Genomic DNA, 20,987 nt, shown 5'->3' with positions numbered 1-20,987 from the left:
CACATCCCCCGCTGGCGGGGTGATACGAAGCCAACCGCAGGCTGGGCAGTGATAGGTCCAACGTTGTGTACGTCCCCACATGGGCGGCTTGCCTCCGTATGAATGGCGGGGGCATCCCTGCCCATGGTGCGTCCTGCTGGTCCATCCTCTTTGAGGGCGCGACAGCCAGTGACGCATTGATCGGAAGAATGGCTGGCCGGCACATGCAAGAGCAATCGAGCAGCACAGATACAAGCGTCACCCACACCAGAAACAGGAACAGGGGAAAGTGATGAACCAGCAGACCCAATGCACGCGCCATGTATCGCGCCGCGCATCCACGCGCGCACGCGCCTGCGGGAGGATTTGAGATGCCTTCCAGCCTGACATGGCTCGACCATGACGCTGCGGCACAGGCACGCAGCGCTACGCTGCTGGCTCTTCTGGACCAGCCCGGCACCCGCGACGAGCTCGGATTTGGCGGTATCCGCGATGCGTTGTCCGACCAGCTGTTCCCCGGCACCTCCGTCATCCAGACGCGGCTGCGATACATGCTTCTGCTGCCGAGGATGTTCATGGGCCTGGAGGCTTCTTCGGTACGCCCCAGGGATTATGCAGAGCGTGCGCGGCAGGATGAGCTGAAGCTAAATGATTGCCTGGCGGCGGAGGACGGGGCGTTCGGTCGTGATTCCGGCCACACGCTCAAGCGCCTTGCCAGCTCCGTCTACTGGGCGGGCATGCGCTCCTGGGGCATCTTCGCGCGATCGGGCTCCCAGCAGGACTACTTCTCGGCCATCGAGCAGATTCGCAGGGAGCGCAGCTGGAAGCAGCAACGCGACGACGGGATGGAGGACGCTGAGCTGATTGCACAGACCTGGCATCCCTCACTGGAGAAGCTCGTACCGGTGGCCGCACTGGAAGAGGGATCGCTGTCCCTGACCGCGGACGAGGCGGAGTTCATCCGCGAGCAATGGAAGGTTCATCACCCGCAGACCCTGCTGGTGTGGCTGGCGCAGGACAAGGGGCGATTGGGCGACTGTGCCGACGCCGGGTTCCCATGGCTGCATCCACAGATCCGCCAGGCTCCGCAGCCGCTGCGTGAGCTCGTGGAACACGCGCGTCAGTTCTCCCGTCTCGCCAACGGTGCGTCGCTGGTCTACAACCTTGCCCTGGCGGAGGCGTCTTCCAACGATGAACGTCGTGAGGAGTACGGCCAGGAACTGAAGACCTGGATCGACGGCGTTCCGGCTTCGCAGCTGGGCGAATGGGACATGGTGCGGTTCTGGGAGCAGGTGGAACGGGTGGGGCGTCCGATTCATCCGCGCACCCGCGAGTTCGTGAGCAGCTGGCTTGCGCTGGTCAAGGCCGGCCAGGCCGACAGCCCGCAATCACGCAGTCTCGTGCGTGAGCGGGAGCGCTCGCTGAAAGGCAATCTCTCGCGCTTCAATCCTGAAAACCTCGATCGCTGGAGCGGTGCGTCCGGCCTCGGAATCCTCAATTACCGGTGGGGCATCACGCGCCGTCACCTTGCCGACCTCCTGCACGGCCTGGAGGCCGCATGATCCATCCATCTGCACGCAGTACTCTGACCGAGGCCTTGCAGCCCCCCAGCGGCTACCGGTTTGATGCCGGCGTCGCCACTACGTACAGCCTGTCGCTGGGCGCGTTGCTGGGATTGCCTGCACATTTCGCCTTGCTCGGCGACCACGACAACAGCGCCGAAGAAGATCCTTTGCGCCTCGTGGAAGGGCTGCGCCGGGCAAGCCGCAGGCTTGCGGTGTTCTGCGAACGGGGACGGATGGAAGCACCGCCAGCAGGCAGCGCATTGGCGGTGCTGGCTGAGGGCATGGTGCATGAGGTCTGCGCCCCACACGGCGGCGCCTTCCACCCGAAGATCTGGGCGCTGCGCTATGTGGCCATCGATGCGGCCGCCGAACCTGCCACCGTCGTACGTCTGCTGGTGCTGACCCGCAATCTGACCTGGGACCGCTGTTGGGACGTGAGCCTGCGCCTGGATGGTGTGCCGGGAAAGGCCAAGGAGGCCAGCAACAAGCCGCTGGCGGACTTCCTGCGCTGGCTGCCGCTGAATACCGAAGGGGCGTCGCCGGACCTGGAGCGGCAGGCGATGATCGTATCGTTGGCGAAGGACATCGAGCGCGCTGACTGGGAAAAGCCTCCGGGCTTCACCCAGCTGGCGTTCCACGTGCTGGGTACTGCAAAGCGGGCAGTGCCGTGGAGTCCGCTCGAGGGCGGTGGCAAGGCCCAGGATGTGTTGATCGTCTCTCCCTTCGTACGCGCTGGCGCGCTGCAGACGCTGCGCGAGCACTGCAACGGCGACTTCATGCTGGTGAGTCGCGCCGATGAGCTGGATAGGCTTCCGGCCGGCGCCTGCCTGGCCGATGACAGTGCCTACGTGTTGAAGCCTGACACGCTGCTCTCCGAAGGCGAAGAGGCTGGACAGGCCGATACGCTGCAGGGCCTGCACGCCAAGGTGGCCGTGTTCCAGCGCGGCCAACGGGTGCACGTTGCAGTCGGTTCGGCCAATTACACCAACGCGGTTGTGCAGAACGGCAGCAACGTTGAAGTGGTTGCGGAGCTGAGCGGTCCGGTGAGCAGGATTCCCGCGCCGAGGCAGTGGCTTGACGAGCATCTCCAGCCCTTGCTGGACACGTACACGCCCGGTGAGGGCGAAGATGCGGAGGGCGCAGAGCGTCGCCAGCTGCAGGACCAGCTGGAGGCCATCCGTCGCCAGATTGCAGCTGCCGCCTGGACGCTGCACTGCGAAACCCATCCGGTCTCGGGATGGAACCTCGCGCTTTCGTGCCCGGGCCTTCCGCTTGACGGTGCCACGCTGCACGCGTGGCCGTTGGCGGTGGTTTCCGAGCGGGCCCGTGCTGTACAGGCGGGTCAGGTTGATCTGGGAACCTTTGCCGGCCATGAGGTGAGTTCGCTGGTTGGCTTCCAGGTCACGCCCAACAGTACCCGCGCCGAGGAGCTGGCCGTCCCGCCGTTGCGCTTCGCGCTGGAAGTTTCACTGGAAGGCGCTCCAGACGACCGCGCGGACGCGCTGGTGGCACAACTCCTGGGTAACCGCGCGGCGTTCCTGCGCTATCTCGCGCTGCTGCTGGATGATCCCCAGGCCGCAGGCTGTGGAGCGCGCAATCGATCCGAAGGCAGCGGCGGCGGCAGCAGGGATGCGAGTGGCCTCATGGCGAACTACCCGCTGTTTGAACAGCTGCTGCGGATCTATTCCCGCGAGCCTGAACGACTTGAAGCGATTGATCGCATGGTGAAGCGGTTGAAGGACAAGCAGTTCGATGGGCAGCCCTGTCTGCCCGATGATTTCCTGGCCCTCTGGGAAGTTGTGGGAAACGCTATTGGCAAGGAGGCTGCGTAATGAACAGGAATACAGATCTTTCGGATCCGACCCCCGTTCTTGAGCGGCTGAAGGGCTTCCAGCGTAGGACGGTGAACTATGCGTTCCGACGCATGTACGAAGATCACGATCCGGCACTGCGTTTCCTGGTCGCCGATGAGGTGGGGCTGGGCAAGACGCAGGTGGCCAAAGGTCTGATCGCGCGCGTGGTTGCCCATAAGGCAGCCAGCAAAGAGCGCATGGACATCATCTACATCTGCTCCAATGCTTCCATCGCATCGCAGAACCTGGAGCGTCTTCGGCTTCGTTCGACCAAAGCGGTTCGCGCTACCCGGTTGACCCTGCTGCCGCTGGCGCTTGCCGATGGCGGTCTGGAAGGCGACGGTGTGAACTTCATCAGTTTCACACCAGGTACTTCGTTTGAAACAACCAGCCGTGGAGGACTGGCCCGCGAGCGCGTGCTCATCCATCGCATGCTGCAGGGCGTATCCAGGCTCAATGCCAACGGCTTGGCCTGGGTGCTGCGTGGCGGTCTGGGAGATGGCTGGCGGCAGCATTTTGAGCACGAGGACGGCGTGGATGAACCGGATGAGGCCATCACCCGTACGTTTGTCAAGTCGTTGGACAAGAAGCGATTGAGACAGCTTGTCGAAGTCTGTGACAGGCACGCCGGTCGGCGGACGCGTGCACTGGACAGTGACGAGCGCGCCGAAGCCCTCGAGCTGACGTCCTGGCTGCGCACCACGCTGGCGCACTGTTGCCTGAAGGCACTGAAGCCTGATCTGGTGGTGCTGGATGAGTTCCAGCGCTTCCGCGAGCTTCTTGCCGTGCAGGATCCTGACTCCGATGACGAGGCTGCCCCGGCATCTTCTGCTGCAAAGCTGGCGCAGGAGTTGTTCGACCATGAGAACAAGCCTCGCGTGCTCCTGCTTTCGGCCACGCCCTACAAGATGTTCGTCGCCCAGCAGGAGCAGGAGGATCACTACCGCGACTTCCTGGCAACGGCGTCATTCCTGTTCAATGATCCGGAAGAGGTGACCGCGCTCCGCGCTGACCTCGCCGCATTCCGTGCATCGCTGGTGGGCGTGGGGGCATCGCAGGATGATGCACGTGTGCTCAAGGGTGCAATCGAGAGTCGGCTCAAGAAGGTGATGTGCCGGACCGAGCGCGTGGGTGTAACCCGGGGCCGCGATGCGATGGTGAGGGATGTCCCGCTTCCGTTGTCGCTGACATCGGAGGACCTGGCGGACTACGCCTGCGTGGATGCGCTTGCAAGAGCGGCGGGGACGAATGATGTCATGGAGTTCTGGCGCTCCAGTCCCTACCTGCTGAACTTCATGCGTGAGGACGGATACACCTTCAAGCGCCGCATGATGGATCGACAGGGCAAGGCGGCTCTGGGGCGGGCGTTGTCCCAGCATCCGCAGTACAGGACGCTGGATCAGGATGCGCTGCAGCGGTACAGCCCGTTGGTGGCGGCAAACCCGAGAATGGACGTGCTGGCCAAGGATATGGAGGACCAGGGCAGCTGGCGCTTGTTGTGGGTTCCTCCTTCCATGCCTTACTGGGCAGGAGAGGGTGCGTACGCGCAGGTATCCCATTTCAGCAAGACGCTGGTGTTCTCAAGCTGGAACATGGTTCCTGATGCGATTGCCGGCCTTCTTTCCTACCATGCCGAGCAATTGGCCATGGCGGGGCATGCGCTCCAGCCCGGATACGACGCGCCTGGCAAGAGCCTGAGTGCTCGCTTGCGCTTCAACAGCGGCAAGAGCGGGCATGAGGACATGAACGCGCTCACTCTGCTGGTTCCTTCCCTCGCGCTGGCCACAATGGTCGATCCCTTGGCGATGTCGGTCGCTGCAGGTGGCTCGCTGCACTTGGCAGATGCCAGGCGTGAGGCTGCCGGTCGGATCAGGGAGAGGATGGAGTCGCTTGACCTGCCAGCGTCCAGGCACTCGGGGCCGCCTGACGTGCGCTGGTACTGGTTGACGCTGCTTCTGCTTGAGCGTGCGCATGTCCAATCGCATGTGGACCCGTGCTGGGGTTCGGAGGACCTGACGATTGGTGCGGGTGAGGATGAGGAAGACGGTGGCGCCAGCGTTTCAGGGCAGGGGTTCTCCCGTCATGTGGCTTACTGGCGACAGGTATGGGGGCGCGGTTTTGACGAGCCCTCTCTGCAGACGCTTGGGCCACGTCCCGACGACATTGCCGAGGTACTGGCTGATCTCGCATTGGCGGCACCAGGTGTGTGCGCTTTGCGTGCATTGCTGCGCCTGCTGCCGGGAGACAATGAGGCCGACCTTCGCCAGGCCGCCATAAAAATTGCGGACGTGTTCCGCCGACAGCTGAATATGCCCGAAGCGGTCGCCATCATCACTCACGAGGAAGGTGGGGTGTATTGGCGGCGGGCGGTGGCCTACTGCGCAGAAGGCAATTTGCAGGCTTTGCTTGATGAGTACCTGCATCTGCTGCACGAGCAGAACGCAGCGGACGAGAAATCTACCCATGCTCAGGCCATCGCGAAGGGCGTGAGTGATGCGGGCCACGTGCGCGCAAGCCAGCTTCACCCTGAGGGTGTGAAGCTGTTGGATGGAAAGCTCGTGCGCGACGATGCGCTGTCATTGCGTTGCCGGTATGCGATGCGCTACGGAAATGCCACCGAGGACGACAAGGTGGTTGCCCGCAAGGACGCGTTGCAGCATGCATTCAACTCGCCCTTCCGTCCCTTCGTGCTCGCATCCACTTCGGTGGGGCAGGAAGGGCTGGACTTCCATTCCTGGTGCCACTCAATCGTTCACTGGAACCTGCCTGGCAATCCGGTGGATCTTGAGCAGCGGGAGGGGCGCGTTCATCGCTACAAAGGACTGGCCGTCCGCCGAAACGTTGCGCGGCTGGCAGGGTTCGTGGCCGACCAGGCCGCCGGTGACCCATGGGCGGGACTATTCACCAATGCAGAGTTGCCTCACAAGGACACGCCATTGGCGGGCTTGATTCCCTACTGGATCTGCGAGGCACCGGGCGGTGTGGCGGTCGAGCGAAAGGTGTTCCATTTTCCTCTGAGCCAGGACAAGCATCGCTTTGATCGGCTGAAGAGCAGCCTGGCGCTGTATCGCATGGTCTTTGCACAGCCGCGCCAGCAGGATCTTCTGGGGCACCTGCAAGCGCGTGCGGAAGGCGGCGAGGATGTGCAGGCATTGCTGGATACCTGGCGGATCGAACTGCTGCCGGACTGACCGGGTCGGCCGGGCAGGGCGCATGCGCTGCCCCCTGCCTGGCCCACGGAAGGCTCACGCCATCCGCATCCCCTCCCGCTGCACCTGCTGCGCGCTTTCCACATCCTGCGTCTGACGCTGCGCCAGTGCGTCCAGCTGCCGGTAGCTCTGCTCGGCCGGCGCCTGCACGGCCTGTTCGGCGGAGATGGCCACCCGCAGGTGGGCCGGATCATCCAGCGCGCCCTGCACCAGGAACAGGTTCTGCCCCGCACCCCCAGGGCCGTTGGCCTTGCCGAGCATCACGTGGTCCACCTGGCTGAGGTTGTTCTCTTTGGCCAGCACCGCCAGGCGCGCGGTCACGCCATCAGGGTTGTTGCCCAGTACCAGGCCGTGCTCGGCCTGCAGGCTGGCCACCTGGCCGCGGATCTGCTGGTACACCGGATCGTTGGCGTGGTCGGGGCGGTTGGCGGCCAGCTGCGTTTCGCGGCCATCGCGCTCCAGCGGCTCGTTCATCACCACCTTGGGCGTTTCAAGGCGGGTGCGGTAACTGTCCTCGGGGTGGAAGTGCGTGGCCTTCTCCGCGCGCTCCAGGCGCACGGCACGGGCGTCGTCCAGCGAGGCGATGATCCTCGGGTTGTGCTCACGCAGTGGGATGCTGCCTGGCACCTGCAGGTACCAGGCCTGCTCCTTTTCCGAATACATGTGGTACGAACTGCGCGAGCCGATGACATTGGGATCGCTGCTGGGCAGTGCCTCAGCCATGAGCGAGCCTTCGTACAGGCCCAGCCGGCCGACATAGCCGGTGGCGCTCCAGAAGGGCATGGCCAGGTACGCGCTGCCCAGCGTGTTGGCCGCGCGCTGGGTACCACCGACATCGTTGTTGAGCATCTCCTTCCAGACTTCCTCGGCCTTGCCCTCTCCGCGTTCCTTGCGGGTGGCTTCCAGCAGCACACGCGGGGTCCAGCAGTTGGGGTCGAGGTGGTGGCGCTTGAAGGCTTCATCGTGCGCCTGCTGCACATCGCGGCCGGGCAGATTCAGGGCCAGATCGGGGCGCTTGGCCTCCATCCAGTGCTCGCGGCGTTCCAGGTCGCGGTGCAGCAGGGTCTGGCCGAAGGCCTCCCATTCGCGCTCGGTCAGGTTGCGGTTCTGCAGGGCCGGGTTGCGGTCGTGCTGGTCACGGGCCTGCGACTGCGCGTAGGCGTTGGCGACCTGGCCCGGCAGGTTGTCGTTGCGCACCACGCCCAGGGCCAGCAGACCGTAGCCATCGGAATGTTCCTTGTGCGCCAGGTAGCTCCAGTAGCGCTCGCGGTTTCCGCTGTCTGCGTATTCCCTGAGGATCTCCAGATCCTTGCGGGTCAATTCACCCATGTGTCGTTCCTCCTGAACCCTGGTCGGTTACCGCAGCTTGTAGCGGGCCAGCAGGACGCGCGTGGCGTCCTCCACGGCCTTCCAGTCCTTGAGCAGCACGCGCGGGTAGATCGCGCGCACCGATAGCCCATCCTGCGGGTCGGTGAAGGTATGCGTGCAGGTGGCCACCGGCACATCGGGGTCATCCACCAGCGTGGTGCCCTGCACGGTCAGCCCCTCGCGCCCATCCTGCGGCGGATTGCAGGTGATGAAGGTGGCCAGCGCGCCCTGTGTGTCGCGGGCGATGTACCACTCCTGGTCGGTTTCGGGCGTGCGCACCGGCGGCGCGCCGCGCTGCGCGGCATACGCCTCGGAAAACCGCGTCATGCGGGCTTCGTCGATGACGTACGGGGTGAGCCCGAAGTGCGGCGTACCGGCGTTGCGCAGGTCCAGCCGGCGGCGCGGGTCGTCACGGTTGATCGAGCCGTCCTCGGTGGTCGCTTCGGTGCTGGTCTTGCGCGGCAGCAGCTCGGCGATGGGGAGGGCGTCGATGTAATCCAGCGACAGGCTGATGGCGCGGTGGTGGTCGGACATGCTGCGCGAGGCGCGCGTGCCCGGCGGTGCCGCCTGCAGGTCGGGCCACAGGAGGGTGAGGCCGATGCCGCCGCCCACCGCCGGACCCATCTGGTCGTCGTACAGGTTGGCGGGGAAGGCGTAGCGGTGTGGGCCCAGCGTGGCTTCCACGGGGGCGGTGGTATAGGTGTAGCCGTCCACGGTGTGGGACTGTGCGGTGTCGGTCATGGGGGTCTCCCGGTGCTCCGGTTCCTTGGAGGGGGCCTTGCTGCAGGCCGTGCTGCTTGCCAAGGCGATGGCCAGGGCCAACCAGCGGCCCGGCGGTGGCAGGTTCATGCGGCCGTTCCTTGAGGTGTACGAGGCACTATAGGACAGGTTCTGCGGCGTATTCCACAGAGCCGGTCACGCTCCATATCTGCATCCGGTGCCTCAGCGTTCGCTGGTTCACACATTCAGCATGCCTCCACTACGGGCCCCGGGCTCCTCCACCTGCCTCCCATCCCACCTATGCCATCATCCAGCCAGGACCGCAGCACCCATCAAGGCTGAACAGGCATGGAGCAGGCAACACGCTACACGGCAACGCTTTATCTGGCCGCCCCCGGCACCCTGCTTAAGAGTGGAGGCATCTCCCCGCGCGGCCACATGTACCTGCAGGTGGCGGCAGGCGACGTGGCCCACAGCTACGGCTTCGCACCGCCGCGCCAGGCGCCGGGTGAAGCCCCCACGGGTGCGCAGTACGCGCAGGTGCGCCACGACGATGCCGATGAGCATCTGGACCCGTACTACAGCCGCACTCTGGAAATCACTGAGGAGCATTACGGCTGCCTGCGTGATTTCGCCGAGGAACCGGCCGAGTTCGAATTCGATGTGGATCGCCCGGCCACCATCAACCGCTGCAGCGATTTCGTCTGGGCCGCGCTGCACTACGCTGGCCTGCATCCGCTGCCGGCGCCGCTGGACGGCGGCAGCAATCTGGGCGAGTTCGCGGTGCTGTTCAACCTGCCGGAAATCCAGTGCATTGCCGCGCCGTTCCCGGGTAGCGATCTGAATGCCGAAACCCACCATGCGATGCCCGAGCGCGAGGCCGAACACCATCGCCAGGGCGACCGCGCCAGCGATGAGCCGCCGCCGACGCCGATTGAAGTGGCCGGCACGCTGCTGGACCCCTCGCATCCGGACCATCGCCTGTTCGCGCAGCTGATCCAGAAAGTGGCCGAGCTGGATGCCGCGCATGGCCGCCCGTTCGATGCCGCCAGCCAGCGCATCAGCGCCAGCCTGCTGGTGCTGGCCAAGCAGAACAATCTCTCGCGCGTGGACCACGTGCTGCTCAGCCAGCCGACCCAAAGCAGCCATGCCGCCGAGAGCATCTTCATCGTGCAGGGCGATCGCAACGACCCGGGGCACCGCCGCGCCAGCATCGCTACAGAAGTGGCGGCCAAGACCGATGTGGCCGATTCGCTGCGGTTGAAGGAGCAATAGTCCGCGCCAACGGTTGCTTGCTCGGCTGTACGAGCTGTGTCATCAACGCCCGATTAGCAGGCGAATCGCAGTTGGGATTCGATTGGCTTGCTCGTAGTCGCGGCCCAACTGTTGATGCAGCTCGAATACTGCCCACTCCGCATTCTGCAAGCGGACGATATCCTCGAATGGCGGTGCACTTGATTGTGTCGTCAGCAGAAGGTGTTCGTTCACGCCGGCATCCAGCAAAGTCTTCGTCATCAGGATGTCCGTATACAGCGAGCCCTTGGCTTCGCCAATATGAACGCTGAAGATTTGCTTGGTTCCCTCCATCGTCTTCACAGCCCTGTCGCGATTGGTCAAGACCTGCAGGAGTGCTGAGTTCAGTTCCTGAAGGCGCATCTTGGAATCATTTGGGTCTGAGGATCCAAATCCGTCCAGATGTTGGACGTAGTTACTGATGTCGTCGAGTATGCCCTTCCAAACGTAAGTGTGCTCAGGGTCGAAGTATCTTTGCCTCGCTCTTGCTGCGTCGGCCGCCAGATGATTGATGCCTGTAACGTGATCAATCGTAAGCTGCTGCTCGCCAATGAAGGGGAGGTTGTGCTCGGCGCGTGTCTTCTGCATTCGTTCTGCCAGTTCATTGCTGTAGTCGCGTATTTCCTTCAGCGACGTCTGACCCGTTTCACTAGAGACCAAGGGCGTATATATCGTCAATGATGACCACGCCACGTAGCTGATTGCAGCAGCCAGCAATAGCCAAGCGTAGATTTTTGCGCGTGTCCTGATTTCCAATTTTGCTCCGAAACGTGGATTGCCCACTGTGGCAATCGGCGAGTTGGCCAAGTTCTTTAGGCCGTACATCTTCGGGGAGCGGAGATGCCAACGAGCGGTTTCTCGTCCTCACACTGTGGCCGAGACCGATTGGCGCATCGCCAATTGAGAACTGCTACCATTCCCCCGCTACCCAGCCAGCCCACCCCGCGCAGACAGATGCAGGTCGGGCCGTCGTAGAACGGCCCAGCGAGCCAGGACACCCTCCCGTGCCCATTCAAGGACGCTCGCATGTTCCGTAATCCTCTCTTCCGCTCGGCCGCCCTGGCCGTTGCCGTTTCGCTCAGCCTTGGCGTGCCCTCCGCGTTCGCCGACAACGCACCCGCCGCCAGTGCCACCGCCGCCGTGCAGCGCCAGGCGGTGGCCAAGGGCCTGTACGAGCTGGCCTACAGCCCGAAGCAGAATGCCGTGTTCGTGGCCTCGTCCGGTGGTTTTGGCGATGACGCCGGCCCGGCCCAGGTGCTGCGCCTGAACCCGGCCACGCTGGCCGTGGAAACCCGCATCCCGCTGGAGCGCAAAGCGTTCGGCGTGGTGCTGGATGACGCCCACAACCGCCTGTACGTGGGCAACACCGTGGACCTGTCGGTGACCGTGGTCGACACCGCGCAGAACAAGGCCGTCGGCACCATCCAGCTGATGGAGAAGAAGACCGGCAAGGACGGCAAGGCTGCTTACACCCACGACCTGCGCGAACTGGTGGTCGACAGCGCGGCCAACCGCCTGTACGTGACCGGCCACAGCAGCCAGCCGGACGTGAGCAGCGTGCTGTTCGTGATCGATACCACCACGCTGAAGGTGATCAACACCATCGACGGCCTGGGCAATGCCAAGGCACCGGGCCTGGCGCTGGATGCGGCCAACAAGCGCGTCTACACCAGCAACCTGCTGGCCGATCTGGTGGTGGTGGGCACCGATTCGAACAAGGTGGTGGCACAGCACAAGATCGCCGCCGAGCAGCCGATGAACATCGCGCTGGACCCGGCCGGCAAGCGCCTGTTCGTGACCGACCAGGGCTCGGAATTCCTGCGTGGCTACCAGGCCAAGAGCAGCGGCCTGGTCAGCAAGCATCCGGGCCAGCGCGTGCTGGTGCTCGACCGCAGCACTGGCAAGGAACTGGCCAGCATCCCGACCGACGCCGGCCCGCTGGGCATCCTGCTGGATGCACCGCGCAAGCGCCTGTACGTGACCAACCGCGAAGCCGGTACGGTGACGGCCTACAACAGTGACAGCTACCAGAAGGTGGCCACCTACACGGTGCCGACCCACCCGAACAGTCTGGCGCTGGATGCGAAGAACAACGTGCTGTACGTGAGCATCAAGAACGGCGAGAAGGATGACAAGGGCGCCGACGAGAGCGTGGCGCGGATTCAGCTGTAAGGCTGTTCGGCAGCGTGAGAGGGAAGGGCAGGGCGATGCGTCCTGCCCTTCTTCATTTTCACCTGAACGGCGCAGTCCGATGCCCTGGAATCCAGCTGGCATCACGTTGTGGCTTACGCACCTGGTGTAGATTTTCAGAAGACGCTACAGACGAGGTCCATGGATGACACTTCGGAATTACCTGTTGAGGACGGCCAGCGCTGCATGCTTGGTTCTGCTGGCGGCCTGCCAACCCGCCGCGGCCCCCGCACCCCAAACCCGCGCGGCCACAGCTCAGGAGAACGTCGTGCCGATCATCCGACCGTTCCCGGTCACCGCCATGCATGAACCGATGGTGGTCGATTTTGAACTGACACCGCCCGGCCCGAACGCTGCCCCCACGTTGCTGATCGGCCTTCGCGTGAAAGGCGAGGATGACGCACAGGCAGCGCAGGCTGCCGAACGCCTCGTGCGCGAGGGACTGCCGGCTGAAGTGCTGCTTGAACGTGTCGAGCAGGTTGGTACTGAGCCGGTGCCGCTGACCCGTCGCCAGTTCAATGGTTTTGAACCTTCTGAAATGGTGGCTGTCGGCTCGGATGGGCATGTGCCCGGCGTAGTACCCGACAGTGCTGACGACGCGTCCCTGGTGGCTGCCGGTCTGATTGGGCCGGACGGGCACTATCGCACCGTGACCTTTGCCTGGGCCGAGCAGGTGAAACCCGGTCACTACCGCCTGCGCCTTCGCCTGCTGTCACCGGCCGCGGGGCTGGAGGCTGTTCCGTCTGAACTGCAGTTGGCTTACACACACCGCGCCAAGTAGGAGTACGTCATGGATGATCGCTATATTGTTTCCATCTACGTTGCCGCACCCGGAACACCGTTGCGGGCCGGTGGAACGTCCATGGCCGGGCATGTGTACTACACGGTCTCCGATGGAAAGACGAGCCACAGCCTGGGATTCGCGCCGGAAGAGCATGGCGCCCGAAGTGGCCCGGGCAAGGTGTACACCAATGATGCAGATCAGTATCAGAAGCCGATCTACCGACGTGATATGGAGATCTCCAAGGAGCAGTACGACAAGCTGCTGGCGTTTGGAAACGCCCCTGCGAAGCATGGCTTTGAGATGAACTACAACGGCGCCAGCAACAGCTGCATCGACTTCACCTGGGGCGCGTTGAATCACGCGGGCCTGCATCGTCATAACATCTTGGGCATGGAGCGGAAGGGCTTCGAGGGCAACCTCAAGCCGCTGGACAACGTGGATGCGATCCGTAGCATCCGCGCGCCATTTCCGGACAGCGAGCTGAACAGGGAAGTGCGCAACCCGATGCCGGAGCGCACGCTTATGCAGCGCCTGATCAGCGAGCAGCATCTTCCGCAGAAAGACAGGGAGCTGCTGGAGTCCATTCGCAGCAAGGTGGCGGAGGTGGACCAGCAGCATGGCCGAGTCTACGACGATGCAAGCGAGCGTATCTCTGCGAGTCTGCTCGCGTTGGCGAAGGAAAAGGGTATCGAGCGGGTGGATTACGTGGCGCTGAGCCAGGCCACTGCAGATGCAGGGGCAGGCCAGCGGATCTTCCTTATCGAGGGCGATCCAGCGAACCCGGCGCATACGCGGGCATCCATGGAGACCGCAACGGCCGCGCAAGCACCCGTGGAGCAATCGTTCGCCAAGGTGGAGCAGCTGGAGCAGGACCAGAAGGCGCAGGCGCTTGCGGTAGGTCAGGAGCCTCAACTGGCCGTGCAGGAGCAGAGCATGATGCGGATGAGCTGACGCTCACCCCATCCGCGGAGTGGGATTCTGCATTTCCTGCGCTTGCGGCTCGACCTGCTGTTGCGCCGTCAACCCCAACGCCTGCATCGACTGCTCCACCGGCATCTGCGCCGCCACAGCGGTCGGCATCATTGCCCGCAGATGCGCAGGATTGGTCGGGTCGCCCTGCACCACGAAGATGTTGTGCCCGGCCGGATGCTGGGCCGTCGCATTGCTGACCAGCACATGGTCGACCTGCTGCAGGCCCTGCTCGCGGGCGAGTACAGTCAGGCTGGCGGCCAGGCGCTCGCTGGTCTGGTCGAACGGACGGCCATGCTGGGCGTCCAGTGCGGCCACGCCCTGGCGGATCTGCTGGTTGAGGCCGTAGTCGGGGTGGTTGGGGGTGATCTCTGGCATGGCGATCGAACGGTAGCGATGGGTCGTGGTGGGCCCGGTCAGTATAGATCCGGCCCGTGAAGCGCGCCCGAGGGGTCAGTCCGCCGGCCGATGGTCGTAGCTGATCACCCGTTCGGCCAGCCAACGCCCGTCCACGCGGCGCCAGACCTGGATGAAGCGGGCCTGGCCCACCCAGCGCTCCACGCCGTCCTTGCCGCGTTCATGGAAGCGGTGGTCGCCGATTTCCAGCGCCCGCTCGTCGCGCAAGGGGAACACCTGCAGCGAAGGTTCCACCAGCTCACGGCGCAGGCTCCAGCCGCCCTCGCGCGCATTGCTGCACATGTTGGCCACGCTGCGGCGGAAGTCCTCGCGGTTGCTGGCTGACTTGCCGTCCTTGTCATGGAAGAACTCCATGTCTTCGGTGGTCATCGCGGCGGCCCTGTCGGCATCGCAGGCCTCGAAGGCCACAGCAAACAGCTGGGTATCGGCCTGGCGGATCTGTTGGCGCAGGTCATCGGCGGGCGACGGTGCGGCAGCGAGACCGGCAGCAAGCAGGGGCAAGGTAAGCAGCAGCATGGCGAAACTCCCGGGGATGGTTCATGCAGGCTCGCATGGCGTTTGGGCCGCTGCAGCCGGCTTCCGATGAAACGGCCCTTCTACGGAGTGAATGCCCGCATTGACGGCCCGGCTCCGGCGGCGTCGCCTGTGCAGGCGATGTCATGGCGATCGGCGATTCCGTCACGGTCGCGATAGGGGCCGGCCAATAGCCTGAAAGCCTCCCCTTCCACAGGAGCTCCCATGCCTGCTTCCCGCATCCGCCTGCACGTTGAAGACACCGGTGGTGACGGCCGCCCGATCATTCTGATCCACGGCTGGCCGCTGTCTGCCGATGCCTGGAAACAACAGGTGTCGATCCTGCGCGATGCGCAGCATCGGGTGATCAGTTACGACCGGCGCGGCTTCGGCCGTTCCGACAAGCCGGCCGAGGGCTATGACTACGACACGCTGGCAGCGGACCTGGCCGGGGTGATCGAGGAGCGTGACCTGCACGACGTCAGCCTGGTCGGCTTCTCGATGGGCGGCGGTGAGGTGGCGCGCTATGTGAGCAATCATGGGCAGGACCGTCTGCACAGCGTGGTGTTTGCAGCGGCGGTGCCGCCGTATCTGCTGCGCAGTGATGACAACCCGGATGGCCCGCTCACCCAGGAAAAGGCCGATGAAATGCGCAGCGGTCTTGAGAAGGATCGTGAGGCGTTCTTCGATGGCTTCACCCGCGATTTCTTCAGCGCCAACGGCCAGTTGATGGTGACCGAAGAGACGCGTCAGGCGGCGATCGCGCTGTGCCATCAATCCGACCAGGTGGCGGCGCTGGGCTGCATGAAGGCGTTTGCCACTACCGATTTCCGCGATGACCTGAAGAAGATCACGGTGCCGACCTTGATCCTGCACGGTGACAGTGACGCCATCGTGCCGTTCGAGGGCTCCGGCCAGCGCACCCATGAGGCGATTGCGGGCAGCGAGGTGGTGATCCTGGAAGGCGCGCCGCATGGCTGCAACACCAGTCATGCGGATCACTTCAATCTGGCGCTGTTGAACTTTCTGAAGCAGTAAGCTGCGCCCATGCGTGAACCGAAGACGCCCCCGTGGAAGAAGCCCAATCCCAAGGGCCAGACGTCGCAGCCGTTGTCGCCTGCGCAGAAGGAGGCAGCCCGGCAGCGCGCGGAAGAGAACGGGCGGCGTTATCCCAATCTGGTGGACAACATGTGGGCCGCGAAGCTGCCGCGCGGATCGTGATCTGTAGAATCGAGCCATGCTCGACTCCGCTCTGCATCCATCCATGCATGGCGTGGATCTACTGCAACAGCAGCCGAGCATGGGCTCGACTCTACAGGTCGACCAGGGGCTTCCAGCCGGGTTCCAGCCAGGGTGAGATCTCGCGCTGGCGGACGGTGATTGCCTCCGTCGGCAGCCCCGCCAAGCGCGCAAGCTCTGCACGCAGCAGCTCGGCATCCACCGGCACTGCCGTAGCCACCTGCAGGCGATCCCCCTGATGCCTCACCTGTACCGGTAGCATGGCGTGCGCATCATGCTCGCCGCCGGTGCGTCCGATCAGGTAGCGCATCGTTACCGGCCGCGACAGTTGCGCCAGTGCTGGCTGCCACGCCTGCAGTACGAGGGGCTGCCCGGCAGCGGGAACATGTACTTCAGCAATCGTAGCCGGGTAGCCGGTGATGCTCTCGACCATGACCTGGAAGCGCGCGCCATCCGGCACGACCAGCACGGTGGCGATCAACGTGAAGAGCGAAACGAACACCGCTGCGAGGTTCCAGCTGCGCGGCGCGGAGGCCGGGCGAGTTGCGGTACGCAGACCTGGCTTTCGCCGCAGCTTGCGCGCGTAGATGCGCCGGTCCTTCCTGCGCGGGCTGCTGCTGTGCTCGGGCAGGTTCAAGGGAACCCGTGGAAGGCGCGCCACGCGGGCCTTGATCAGGCGCGACAGCAGCATCCAGGCGATCACGAACGCCAGCAGCGGAAGCAGCGTTCGCACCCACAGATACAGCGTGACCATCCACAACACCTCTACATACGACCATCCATGCTCATCCACATCCTACCGGGACCGCGCGCCGGTTGTCGTATCCGCCAGCCGACAAGCACAGGGCGCTTGGTTAGGATGGTCCTTTGTTGTCATGGATGAACCGATGGTCTCTGCTGCTACCCGCTTCTGTCGTATCTGTGGTCCTGGCCCGATCCTGCTGGCACTGCAGGTGGTGGCGCTGCTGGCGGTAGCCCTTGCAGTCGGCTTCTTCCACTACCGTGTGGGACTGCTGCTGGAGCCGGTGGATGATGCATGCGGTGGGCCCGACCCTGTCGCGCGCATGCAGGTGGCCGAACAACTGCTGGCGCGGTCCACTGCGCTTGCACCGTGGCAACCCTTGCAGTGGATTCCGATGGCGGGCGTGGTACTGGCGCTGCTGGGCGCGATGTCGATCAGCGTCTACCGGCTGGGCCGCCTGTCGGAACGCCTGCGACGTGCCAACTGGGGGCTGATGGCGCTGCACGCCGCGATCCTGGCGCTGGCCCTCAGGGCATTGCACCTGTACGACCTGGCATGGACTGGCGTGGCCAAGCTGTCCCCAGCGGCGTGCCTGGTGGAGCTGGGCGAGCAGGGCCGGTTGCCGCTGGCACAGGCGCAGCAGGTGGTGTTCGAGATCCTCACCCATGAGCATGCACCGCTGCTGCGCAATCCCGATGATCTTGCCCTGGTGCTGGTCGCGTTGATGCTGATGGCGATGGCTGCGGGATTCATGCTGTGGCGGGCGATCGTGCGCGAACGTCAGGTGCAGTCGCCCGGCCTATAGCGGGTGTGGGACCGGCCGCGCGTCCGCAATCGCGCTAGAGTCAGCACTTCACCCCTGCAAGGATGTGCTGATGCGTTGGTTGCTGCGTGCGGTGCCATTGCTGCTGTGTTCGTTGGCGGTACACGCCGCCGAGGTGGATCGCCGGATCGCGATGACCATCGACGACCTGCCGTGGGCGCGGGTGGACGAGATCGTTCCGCCGGACCTGCAATCGCGGCACGAAGCGCTGATGGCCCAGCTTCGCCAGGCGGGGGTGCCGGTGGTCGGCTTCGTCAACGAGAACAAGCTTGAGATCAACGGACACGTGCAGCCCGCGCGGGTGCAGATGCTGCGCGACTGGCTGGACGCCGGGCATGTGCTGGGCAACCACACCTATTCGCACATGGATCTGAACGCCAGGGGGGGGCCTGCGTTCCAGCAGGATTTTCTGCGTGGTGAAACGGTGCTGCGGCCGCTGCTGGCCGAGCGCGGACTGAAACCGCAGTGGATGCGCCATCCCTATCTGCGTGCCGGACGCACACCGGAAGAACGCGCGGAGATGGACGTGTTCTTCAAGCAGCATGGCTACCGCGTGGCGCCGGTGACGGTCGACAACGGTGAGTGGGTGTGGGCCTTCGCCTATGCCAACGTGATGAACGAGCAGCCTGATTCCCCGGCGCGCGAGGCGATGCTGGCGCAGCTGCGCAAGGGCTATGTGCCCTACATGCTGAACAAGCTGGACTACTACGAGAAGCAGTCGCAGGCGCTGCTGGGCTACGCGCTGCCGCAGGTGTGGCTGATGCATGCCAACGAACTCAATGCAGCCACCTTCGCCGAACTGGTGGCGGCGACGAAGCGGCGCGGCTATCGCTTCATTTCACTGGATGAGGCGATGCGCGATCCTGCTTACGGGCGTGGCGCCGAGGGCTACAGCGGTCGCTATGGCCCGAGCTGGCTGCACCGCTGGGCGATGGCCGAGAAGAAGCCGAAAGACTTCTACGCCGGTGAACCGGAAGTGCCGAAGTGGGTGATGAAGCTGGCGAAGGTTGACTCGGAATGAAGCTCAGCGCTTGACGGCCAGCACGCCGTCCAGCGCCAGCTCGGCCTTGAAACCGGCCTTTTCCAGGCGCTTGGCCACTTCGCGCGGCACGTCGCGGCCGCTGGTCAGCTTGTTCGGCGCGCCGGTGTAGTGGAACAGGCGCCCTCCCTTGCGGATGACGCGGGCGAGGTGGTCGTAGAACACCTGCGAGTACAACTCGCCGGCGATGCCAAAGCGCGGCGGGTCGTGCAGGATCGCGTCGACACTGTTGCTTGCCACCTGCTCGATCTGCTGCGAGACATCGCCGTGGCTGAACTGCAGACGGCTCCCGGCGGCGGCCGAGTCCGGATCCGGCGACCACGGGTTGAGCGTGCGCAGCCACATCACATCGGCGTTCTTCTCGAACGAGCGGATCTGGCCGACACCGGCCTCCAGCGCGCAGGCGGCGAAGTAGCCCAGGCCGCCGCAGGTATCGAGGATGACCTTGCCGGCCGGGGCGACCAGCTCGACCTTGCGGCGCGCATCCTCGAACGGTGACAGCTTGGAGGTCGGCAGCATCTTGATGCCGTCGATCTCGAAGGTCGGTGCGCCCCATTCGGTGGGCACCAGTTTGATCAGCGAACCGCTGTAGCGCGAGATCGGTGCGAAGTCCTCGCCGTCCCAGTAGTACAGCGTGCGGTCCTTCAACTTGCCCGGCCACGGGTAGCGCTGGCCACGGAAGTAGAAGCCGTCGGCGTTCAGGGCCACGCTGTCCTGGCTCAGGCCCAGGTCGAGCGAGCCCTGCCATTCAGCAGCGCCCTTGTCATGGGCACGGCGCAGGGTGTCAGCGCTGTCGCGGGTCAGCAGGGGGCCGGTGTAATGAGGCACGGCGGGTACCGGGGCGGTTCGGGGGAGGGCATGGTACCGCAGCTGTTGCCGGGGCCACGTGTGGCTGCTGTTGCGCTAGATCCACGCCACGCGTGGGTGCCGGCATGGCGGAGCCGAGCGTGGGCTCGGCGCTACCGCTGGCTGGTGCAGCTGTAGCCGTGTGTGGTTCCTTCCCCTGAAATCACGCCGACGCCACGCGACGGCTGCATGCCTACTCGCGCGCACGACTGACGGTGGACCTCCTGGGTTTCCGGTGGCTGCCGATCAAAGTCGTAGCGCAGGCTGCCGTCTTCCTGCAGCAGCCAATGCACGGTAACGCGCTCGTGGCGACCATCGCCGAGATCCCAGTCCAGGGTGCGCAATATCAGTGTCTGGCCGTCGGGCAGTTCCCGGACTTCGTCATAGGCACCCTGGGTCTTCGGCGCGCTTAACGCAAGCAGCAGAAACAGCAGCATTGGCATCGCTCCTCAAAGAAGACAGGATGTGCTCATATTGCCCTGAGCCGCCATCAGAATCATTGCGTCTTACGGGCACTTGACCGCGTATACGGGCCCAGCCCCGATCAGCATCAGCGCCATGTAGTCACTATCACTGGCCTTGCCCTTCAGCGTCGCGCCCTTGTTGAAGTGGAAGATGCCGAAGCCACCGGCCATGCGGATCAACGCGCTGTCGATCTGCTCGGCGTCATCGCGGAAGTAGCGGCTGATCTCGCTGCGGGTGGCTTTGTGCAGGGCGTTGGGTTCGCGCTGCCACTGGTCACCGCGGCTGAAGGAGACGAAGTACTGGCCGCCTTCCTTGTCGATGCGGAAATCGGCCGGTTTGCGCGCGCCGGTGGCGAAGCAGCCCTGCAACGGGTCGGCGCTGAAAGGAAGCCCGGCATCACCACTGCAGGCGGTGAGCAGCAGGAGGGCACCGGGCAGCAGCAGGCGGAGCGTGCGCATGGGATGTCCCGACGGGGCAGGTGCGGCTAGTGTAGGCAGTGCACGGGCGTGGTCCGTACAGAAATTCGGCAAGGACACAGGGGTTTTCGGATGGCGAAGGACAAGGCACCGTGGTGCGGCGTGGCCAGTTGGCTGGGGATCGTGGTGGGCTGGGGCGCGGGCAGCCTCGCTGCGCAGGCGGCGGTGGCCGCAGGCGGCAATGGCATGGCTGCGGGATTGGGCGTGGGGGTGCTGGGCGCGGCGCTGGTGGGCTGCGGTCTGGCGGTGGCTTCGCGCGTGCGCGGCGAGCGCTGGCCGTGGATCGGCATCGGTGGTGCAGTGCTGAGCGCGCTGCCGCTGCTGATGTACCTGCTGCGGATGATGTTGAAGCTGTAGTTGTAGAGTCGAGCCATGCTTGTATGTTCCTCCCGGCTCCTACGAGGTATGTAGGAGCCAGGGTGGAGGGACCGTCAAGCATGCATCTGCGGATACTAGCCGACAGACGAGTCGAGCGATCCCCATCCCGCACACGAACG

The 20,987-nt window shown here is 64.5% G+C and carries 21 protein-coding genes; 12 read left to right on the top strand and 9 right to left on the bottom strand.

The window, feature by feature from the left end; translation table 11 throughout:
• Nucleotides 1-350: 350 nt before the first annotated feature.
• The 3 genes from ACMZ91_RS16095 to ACMZ91_RS16085 all read left to right on the top strand — a co-directional run bounded on the left by ACMZ91_RS16095 (nt 351) and on the right by ACMZ91_RS16085 (nt 6,588).
• A complete protein-coding gene (locus ACMZ91_RS16095) occupies nt 351-1,541 on the top strand; it encodes a DUF6361 family protein (RefSeq protein WP_049462933.1) in 1,191 nt (396 codons plus the stop codon).
• A gap of 131 nt (nt 1,542-1,672) precedes the next feature.
• Nucleotides 1,673-3,376 carry a phospholipase D family protein gene (locus tag ACMZ91_RS16090; protein WP_414574470.1) on the top strand — a complete coding sequence of 568 codons (1,704 nt, stop codon included), beginning with the start codon at nt 1,673-1,675 and terminating at the stop codon, nt 3,374-3,376.
• Nucleotides 3,376-6,588, top strand: coding sequence for a helicase-related protein (locus ACMZ91_RS16085; protein ID WP_049462931.1), 3,213 nt, complete (start codon nt 3,376-3,378; stop codon nt 6,586-6,588). Before ACMZ91_RS16090 ends, ACMZ91_RS16085 begins: the two co-directional genes overlap by 1 nt.
• 54 nt (nt 6,589-6,642) lie before the next feature.
• On the opposite strand, the gene ACMZ91_RS16080 is transcribed toward ACMZ91_RS16085, so the two are convergent.
• Both ACMZ91_RS16080 and ACMZ91_RS16075 read right to left on the bottom strand, forming a co-directional pair.
• A complete protein-coding gene (locus ACMZ91_RS16080) occupies nt 6,643-7,935 on the bottom strand; it encodes an XVIPCD domain-containing protein (RefSeq protein ID WP_049462930.1) in 1,293 nt (430 codons plus the stop codon).
• Nucleotides 7,936-7,962: 27 nt separating this feature from the next.
• On the bottom strand, nt 7,963-8,823 hold the full coding sequence (locus ACMZ91_RS16075) for a hypothetical protein (protein WP_049462929.1): 861 nt from the start codon (nt 8,821-8,823) through the stop codon (nt 7,963-7,965).
• Nucleotides 8,824-9,042: 219 nt separating this feature from the next.
• Between ACMZ91_RS16075 and ACMZ91_RS16070 the strand changes: the two genes are divergently transcribed.
• Nucleotides 9,043-9,969: an XVIPCD domain-containing protein gene (locus ACMZ91_RS16070; RefSeq protein WP_049462928.1), complete on the top strand. Its 927-nt coding sequence runs from the start codon at nt 9,043-9,045 to the stop codon at nt 9,967-9,969.
• A 42-nt stretch (nt 9,970-10,011) separates the two neighbouring features.
• Here ACMZ91_RS16070 and ACMZ91_RS16065 read toward each other — a convergent pair whose 3' ends face one another.
• Nucleotides 10,012-10,794 (bottom strand): hypothetical protein, encoded by a 783-nt coding sequence (locus ACMZ91_RS16065; protein WP_143048150.1) that lies wholly within the window; start codon nt 10,792-10,794, stop codon nt 10,012-10,014.
• 219 nt (nt 10,795-11,013) lie between these two features.
• Here ACMZ91_RS16065 and ACMZ91_RS16060 point away from each other — a divergent pair, with 219 nt between their 5' ends.
• The 3 genes from ACMZ91_RS16060 to ACMZ91_RS16050 all read left to right on the top strand — a co-directional run bounded on the left by ACMZ91_RS16060 (nt 11,014) and on the right by ACMZ91_RS16050 (nt 13,912).
• Complete coding sequence (locus ACMZ91_RS16060; protein ID WP_049462926.1) at nt 11,014-12,159, top strand: YncE family protein; 1,146 nt, start codon at nt 11,014-11,016, stop codon at nt 12,157-12,159.
• Nucleotides 12,160-12,445: 286 nt separating this feature from the next.
• Complete coding sequence (locus ACMZ91_RS16055) at nt 12,446-12,958, top strand: hypothetical protein (RefSeq protein ID WP_049462925.1); 513 nt, start codon at nt 12,446-12,448, stop codon at nt 12,956-12,958.
• A gap of 9 nt (nt 12,959-12,967) precedes the next feature.
• Complete coding sequence (locus tag ACMZ91_RS16050; protein ID WP_049462924.1) at nt 12,968-13,912, top strand: XVIPCD domain-containing protein; 945 nt, start codon at nt 12,968-12,970, stop codon at nt 13,910-13,912.
• Between the two features lie 3 nt (nt 13,913-13,915).
• Here ACMZ91_RS16050 and ACMZ91_RS16045 read toward each other — a convergent pair whose 3' ends face one another.
• Nucleotides 13,916-14,308 (bottom strand): XVIPCD domain-containing protein, encoded by a 393-nt coding sequence (locus ACMZ91_RS16045; protein WP_049462923.1) that lies wholly within the window; start codon nt 14,306-14,308, stop codon nt 13,916-13,918.
• 75 nt (nt 14,309-14,383) lie between these two features.
• Nucleotides 14,384-14,863, bottom strand: coding sequence for a nuclear transport factor 2 family protein (locus ACMZ91_RS16040; protein WP_049462922.1), 480 nt, complete (start codon nt 14,861-14,863; stop codon nt 14,384-14,386).
• Nucleotides 14,864-15,085: 222 nt separating this feature from the next.
• Between ACMZ91_RS16040 and ACMZ91_RS16035 the strand changes: the two genes are divergently transcribed.
• Both ACMZ91_RS16035 and ACMZ91_RS16030 read left to right on the top strand, forming a co-directional pair.
• Nucleotides 15,086-15,898 (top strand): alpha/beta fold hydrolase, encoded by an 813-nt coding sequence (locus tag ACMZ91_RS16035; RefSeq protein ID WP_049462921.1) that lies wholly within the window; start codon nt 15,086-15,088, stop codon nt 15,896-15,898.
• 9 nt (nt 15,899-15,907) lie between these two features.
• Complete coding sequence (locus ACMZ91_RS16030; protein ID WP_097048477.1) at nt 15,908-16,081, top strand: hypothetical protein; 174 nt, start codon at nt 15,908-15,910, stop codon at nt 16,079-16,081.
• Between the two features lie 91 nt (nt 16,082-16,172).
• Here the strand turns inward: ACMZ91_RS16030 and ACMZ91_RS16025 are convergent, their stop codons facing one another.
• Nucleotides 16,173-16,853, bottom strand: a complete 681-nt coding sequence (locus ACMZ91_RS16025; RefSeq protein ID WP_049462920.1) for a hypothetical protein — start codon at nt 16,851-16,853, stop codon at nt 16,173-16,175.
• A gap of 133 nt (nt 16,854-16,986) precedes the next feature.
• Here ACMZ91_RS16025 and ACMZ91_RS16020 point away from each other — a divergent pair, with 133 nt between their 5' ends.
• Nucleotides 16,987-17,646 carry a hypothetical protein gene (locus ACMZ91_RS16020; RefSeq protein WP_177179481.1) on the top strand — a complete coding sequence of 220 codons (660 nt, stop codon included), beginning with the start codon at nt 16,987-16,989 and terminating at the stop codon, nt 17,644-17,646.
• Between the two features lie 70 nt (nt 17,647-17,716).
• Nucleotides 17,717-18,685 (top strand): polysaccharide deacetylase family protein, encoded by a 969-nt coding sequence (locus ACMZ91_RS16015; protein ID WP_049462918.1) that lies wholly within the window; start codon nt 17,717-17,719, stop codon nt 18,683-18,685.
• Nucleotides 18,686-18,688: 3 nt separating this feature from the next.
• On the opposite strand, the gene ACMZ91_RS16010 is transcribed toward ACMZ91_RS16015, so the two are convergent.
• From ACMZ91_RS16010 to ACMZ91_RS16000, 3 genes are all read right to left on the bottom strand, one after another.
• Nucleotides 18,689-19,531 carry a class I SAM-dependent methyltransferase gene (locus tag ACMZ91_RS16010; RefSeq protein WP_049462917.1) on the bottom strand — a complete coding sequence of 281 codons (843 nt, stop codon included), beginning with the start codon at nt 19,529-19,531 and terminating at the stop codon, nt 18,689-18,691.
• A 131-nt stretch (nt 19,532-19,662) separates the two neighbouring features.
• On the bottom strand, nt 19,663-19,986 hold the full coding sequence (locus tag ACMZ91_RS16005; protein WP_049462916.1) for a hypothetical protein: 324 nt from the start codon (nt 19,984-19,986) through the stop codon (nt 19,663-19,665).
• A gap of 69 nt (nt 19,987-20,055) precedes the next feature.
• Nucleotides 20,056-20,472, bottom strand: a complete 417-nt coding sequence (locus ACMZ91_RS16000; RefSeq protein WP_049399133.1) for a hypothetical protein — start codon at nt 20,470-20,472, stop codon at nt 20,056-20,058.
• A 90-nt stretch (nt 20,473-20,562) separates the two neighbouring features.
• On the opposite strand from ACMZ91_RS16000, the gene ACMZ91_RS15995 reads away from it, so the two are divergent.
• Nucleotides 20,563-20,847 (top strand): hypothetical protein, encoded by a 285-nt coding sequence (locus tag ACMZ91_RS15995; RefSeq protein WP_032130412.1) that lies wholly within the window; start codon nt 20,563-20,565, stop codon nt 20,845-20,847.
• The last annotated feature ends 140 nt before the right edge of the window (nt 20,848-20,987 follow it).

Origin of the sequence: Stenotrophomonas sp. FR024 (assembly GCF_047500745.2) — a bacterium.
Classification (GTDB): Bacteria; Pseudomonadota; Gammaproteobacteria; order Xanthomonadales; family Xanthomonadaceae; genus Stenotrophomonas; species Stenotrophomonas maltophilia_A.
This window is presented reverse-complemented; position numbering and strand designations above follow the sequence as displayed.

What these genes read in the sequence shown, in the direction of transcription:
- ACMZ91_RS16035 (WP_049462921.1), top strand. Translation starts at nt 15,086, where the DNA reads ATGCCTGCTTCCCGCATCCGCCTGCACGTTGAAGACACCGGTGGTGAC.
- ACMZ91_RS16015 (WP_049462918.1), top strand. Translation starts at nt 17,717, where the DNA reads ATGCGTTGGTTGCTGCGTGCGGTGCCATTGCTGCTGTGTTCGTTGGCG.
- ACMZ91_RS16050 (WP_049462924.1), top strand. Translation starts at nt 12,968, where the DNA reads ATGGATGATCGCTATATTGTTTCCATCTACGTTGCCGCACCCGGAACA.
- ACMZ91_RS16045 (WP_049462923.1), bottom strand. Translation starts at nt 14,308, where the DNA reads ATGCCAGAGATCACCCCCAACCACCCCGACTACGGCCTCAACCAGCAG.
- ACMZ91_RS15995 (WP_032130412.1), top strand. Translation starts at nt 20,563, where the DNA reads ATGGCGAAGGACAAGGCACCGTGGTGCGGCGTGGCCAGTTGGCTGGGG.
- ACMZ91_RS16025 (WP_049462920.1), bottom strand. Translation starts at nt 16,853, where the DNA reads ATGGTCACGCTGTATCTGTGGGTGCGAACGCTGCTTCCGCTGCTGGCG.
- ACMZ91_RS16070 (WP_049462928.1), top strand. Translation starts at nt 9,043, where the DNA reads ATGGAGCAGGCAACACGCTACACGGCAACGCTTTATCTGGCCGCCCCC.
- ACMZ91_RS16075 (WP_049462929.1), bottom strand. Translation starts at nt 8,823, where the DNA reads ATGAACCTGCCACCGCCGGGCCGCTGGTTGGCCCTGGCCATCGCCTTG.
- ACMZ91_RS16040 (WP_049462922.1), bottom strand. Translation starts at nt 14,863, where the DNA reads ATGCTGCTGCTTACCTTGCCCCTGCTTGCTGCCGGTCTCGCTGCCGCA.
- ACMZ91_RS16060 (WP_049462926.1), top strand. Translation starts at nt 11,014, where the DNA reads ATGTTCCGTAATCCTCTCTTCCGCTCGGCCGCCCTGGCCGTTGCCGTT.
- ACMZ91_RS16085 (WP_049462931.1), top strand. Translation starts at nt 3,376, where the DNA reads ATGAACAGGAATACAGATCTTTCGGATCCGACCCCCGTTCTTGAGCGG.
- ACMZ91_RS16095 (WP_049462933.1), top strand. Translation starts at nt 351, where the DNA reads ATGCCTTCCAGCCTGACATGGCTCGACCATGACGCTGCGGCACAGGCA.
- ACMZ91_RS16000 (WP_049399133.1), bottom strand. Translation starts at nt 20,472, where the DNA reads ATGCGCACGCTCCGCCTGCTGCTGCCCGGTGCCCTCCTGCTGCTCACC.
- ACMZ91_RS16030 (WP_097048477.1), top strand. Translation starts at nt 15,908, where the DNA reads ATGCGTGAACCGAAGACGCCCCCGTGGAAGAAGCCCAATCCCAAGGGC.
- ACMZ91_RS16020 (WP_177179481.1), top strand. Translation starts at nt 16,987, where the DNA reads ATGGTCTCTGCTGCTACCCGCTTCTGTCGTATCTGTGGTCCTGGCCCG.
- ACMZ91_RS16005 (WP_049462916.1), bottom strand. Translation starts at nt 19,986, where the DNA reads ATGCTGCTGTTTCTGCTGCTTGCGTTAAGCGCGCCGAAGACCCAGGGT.
- ACMZ91_RS16080 (WP_049462930.1), bottom strand. Translation starts at nt 7,935, where the DNA reads ATGGGTGAATTGACCCGCAAGGATCTGGAGATCCTCAGGGAATACGCA.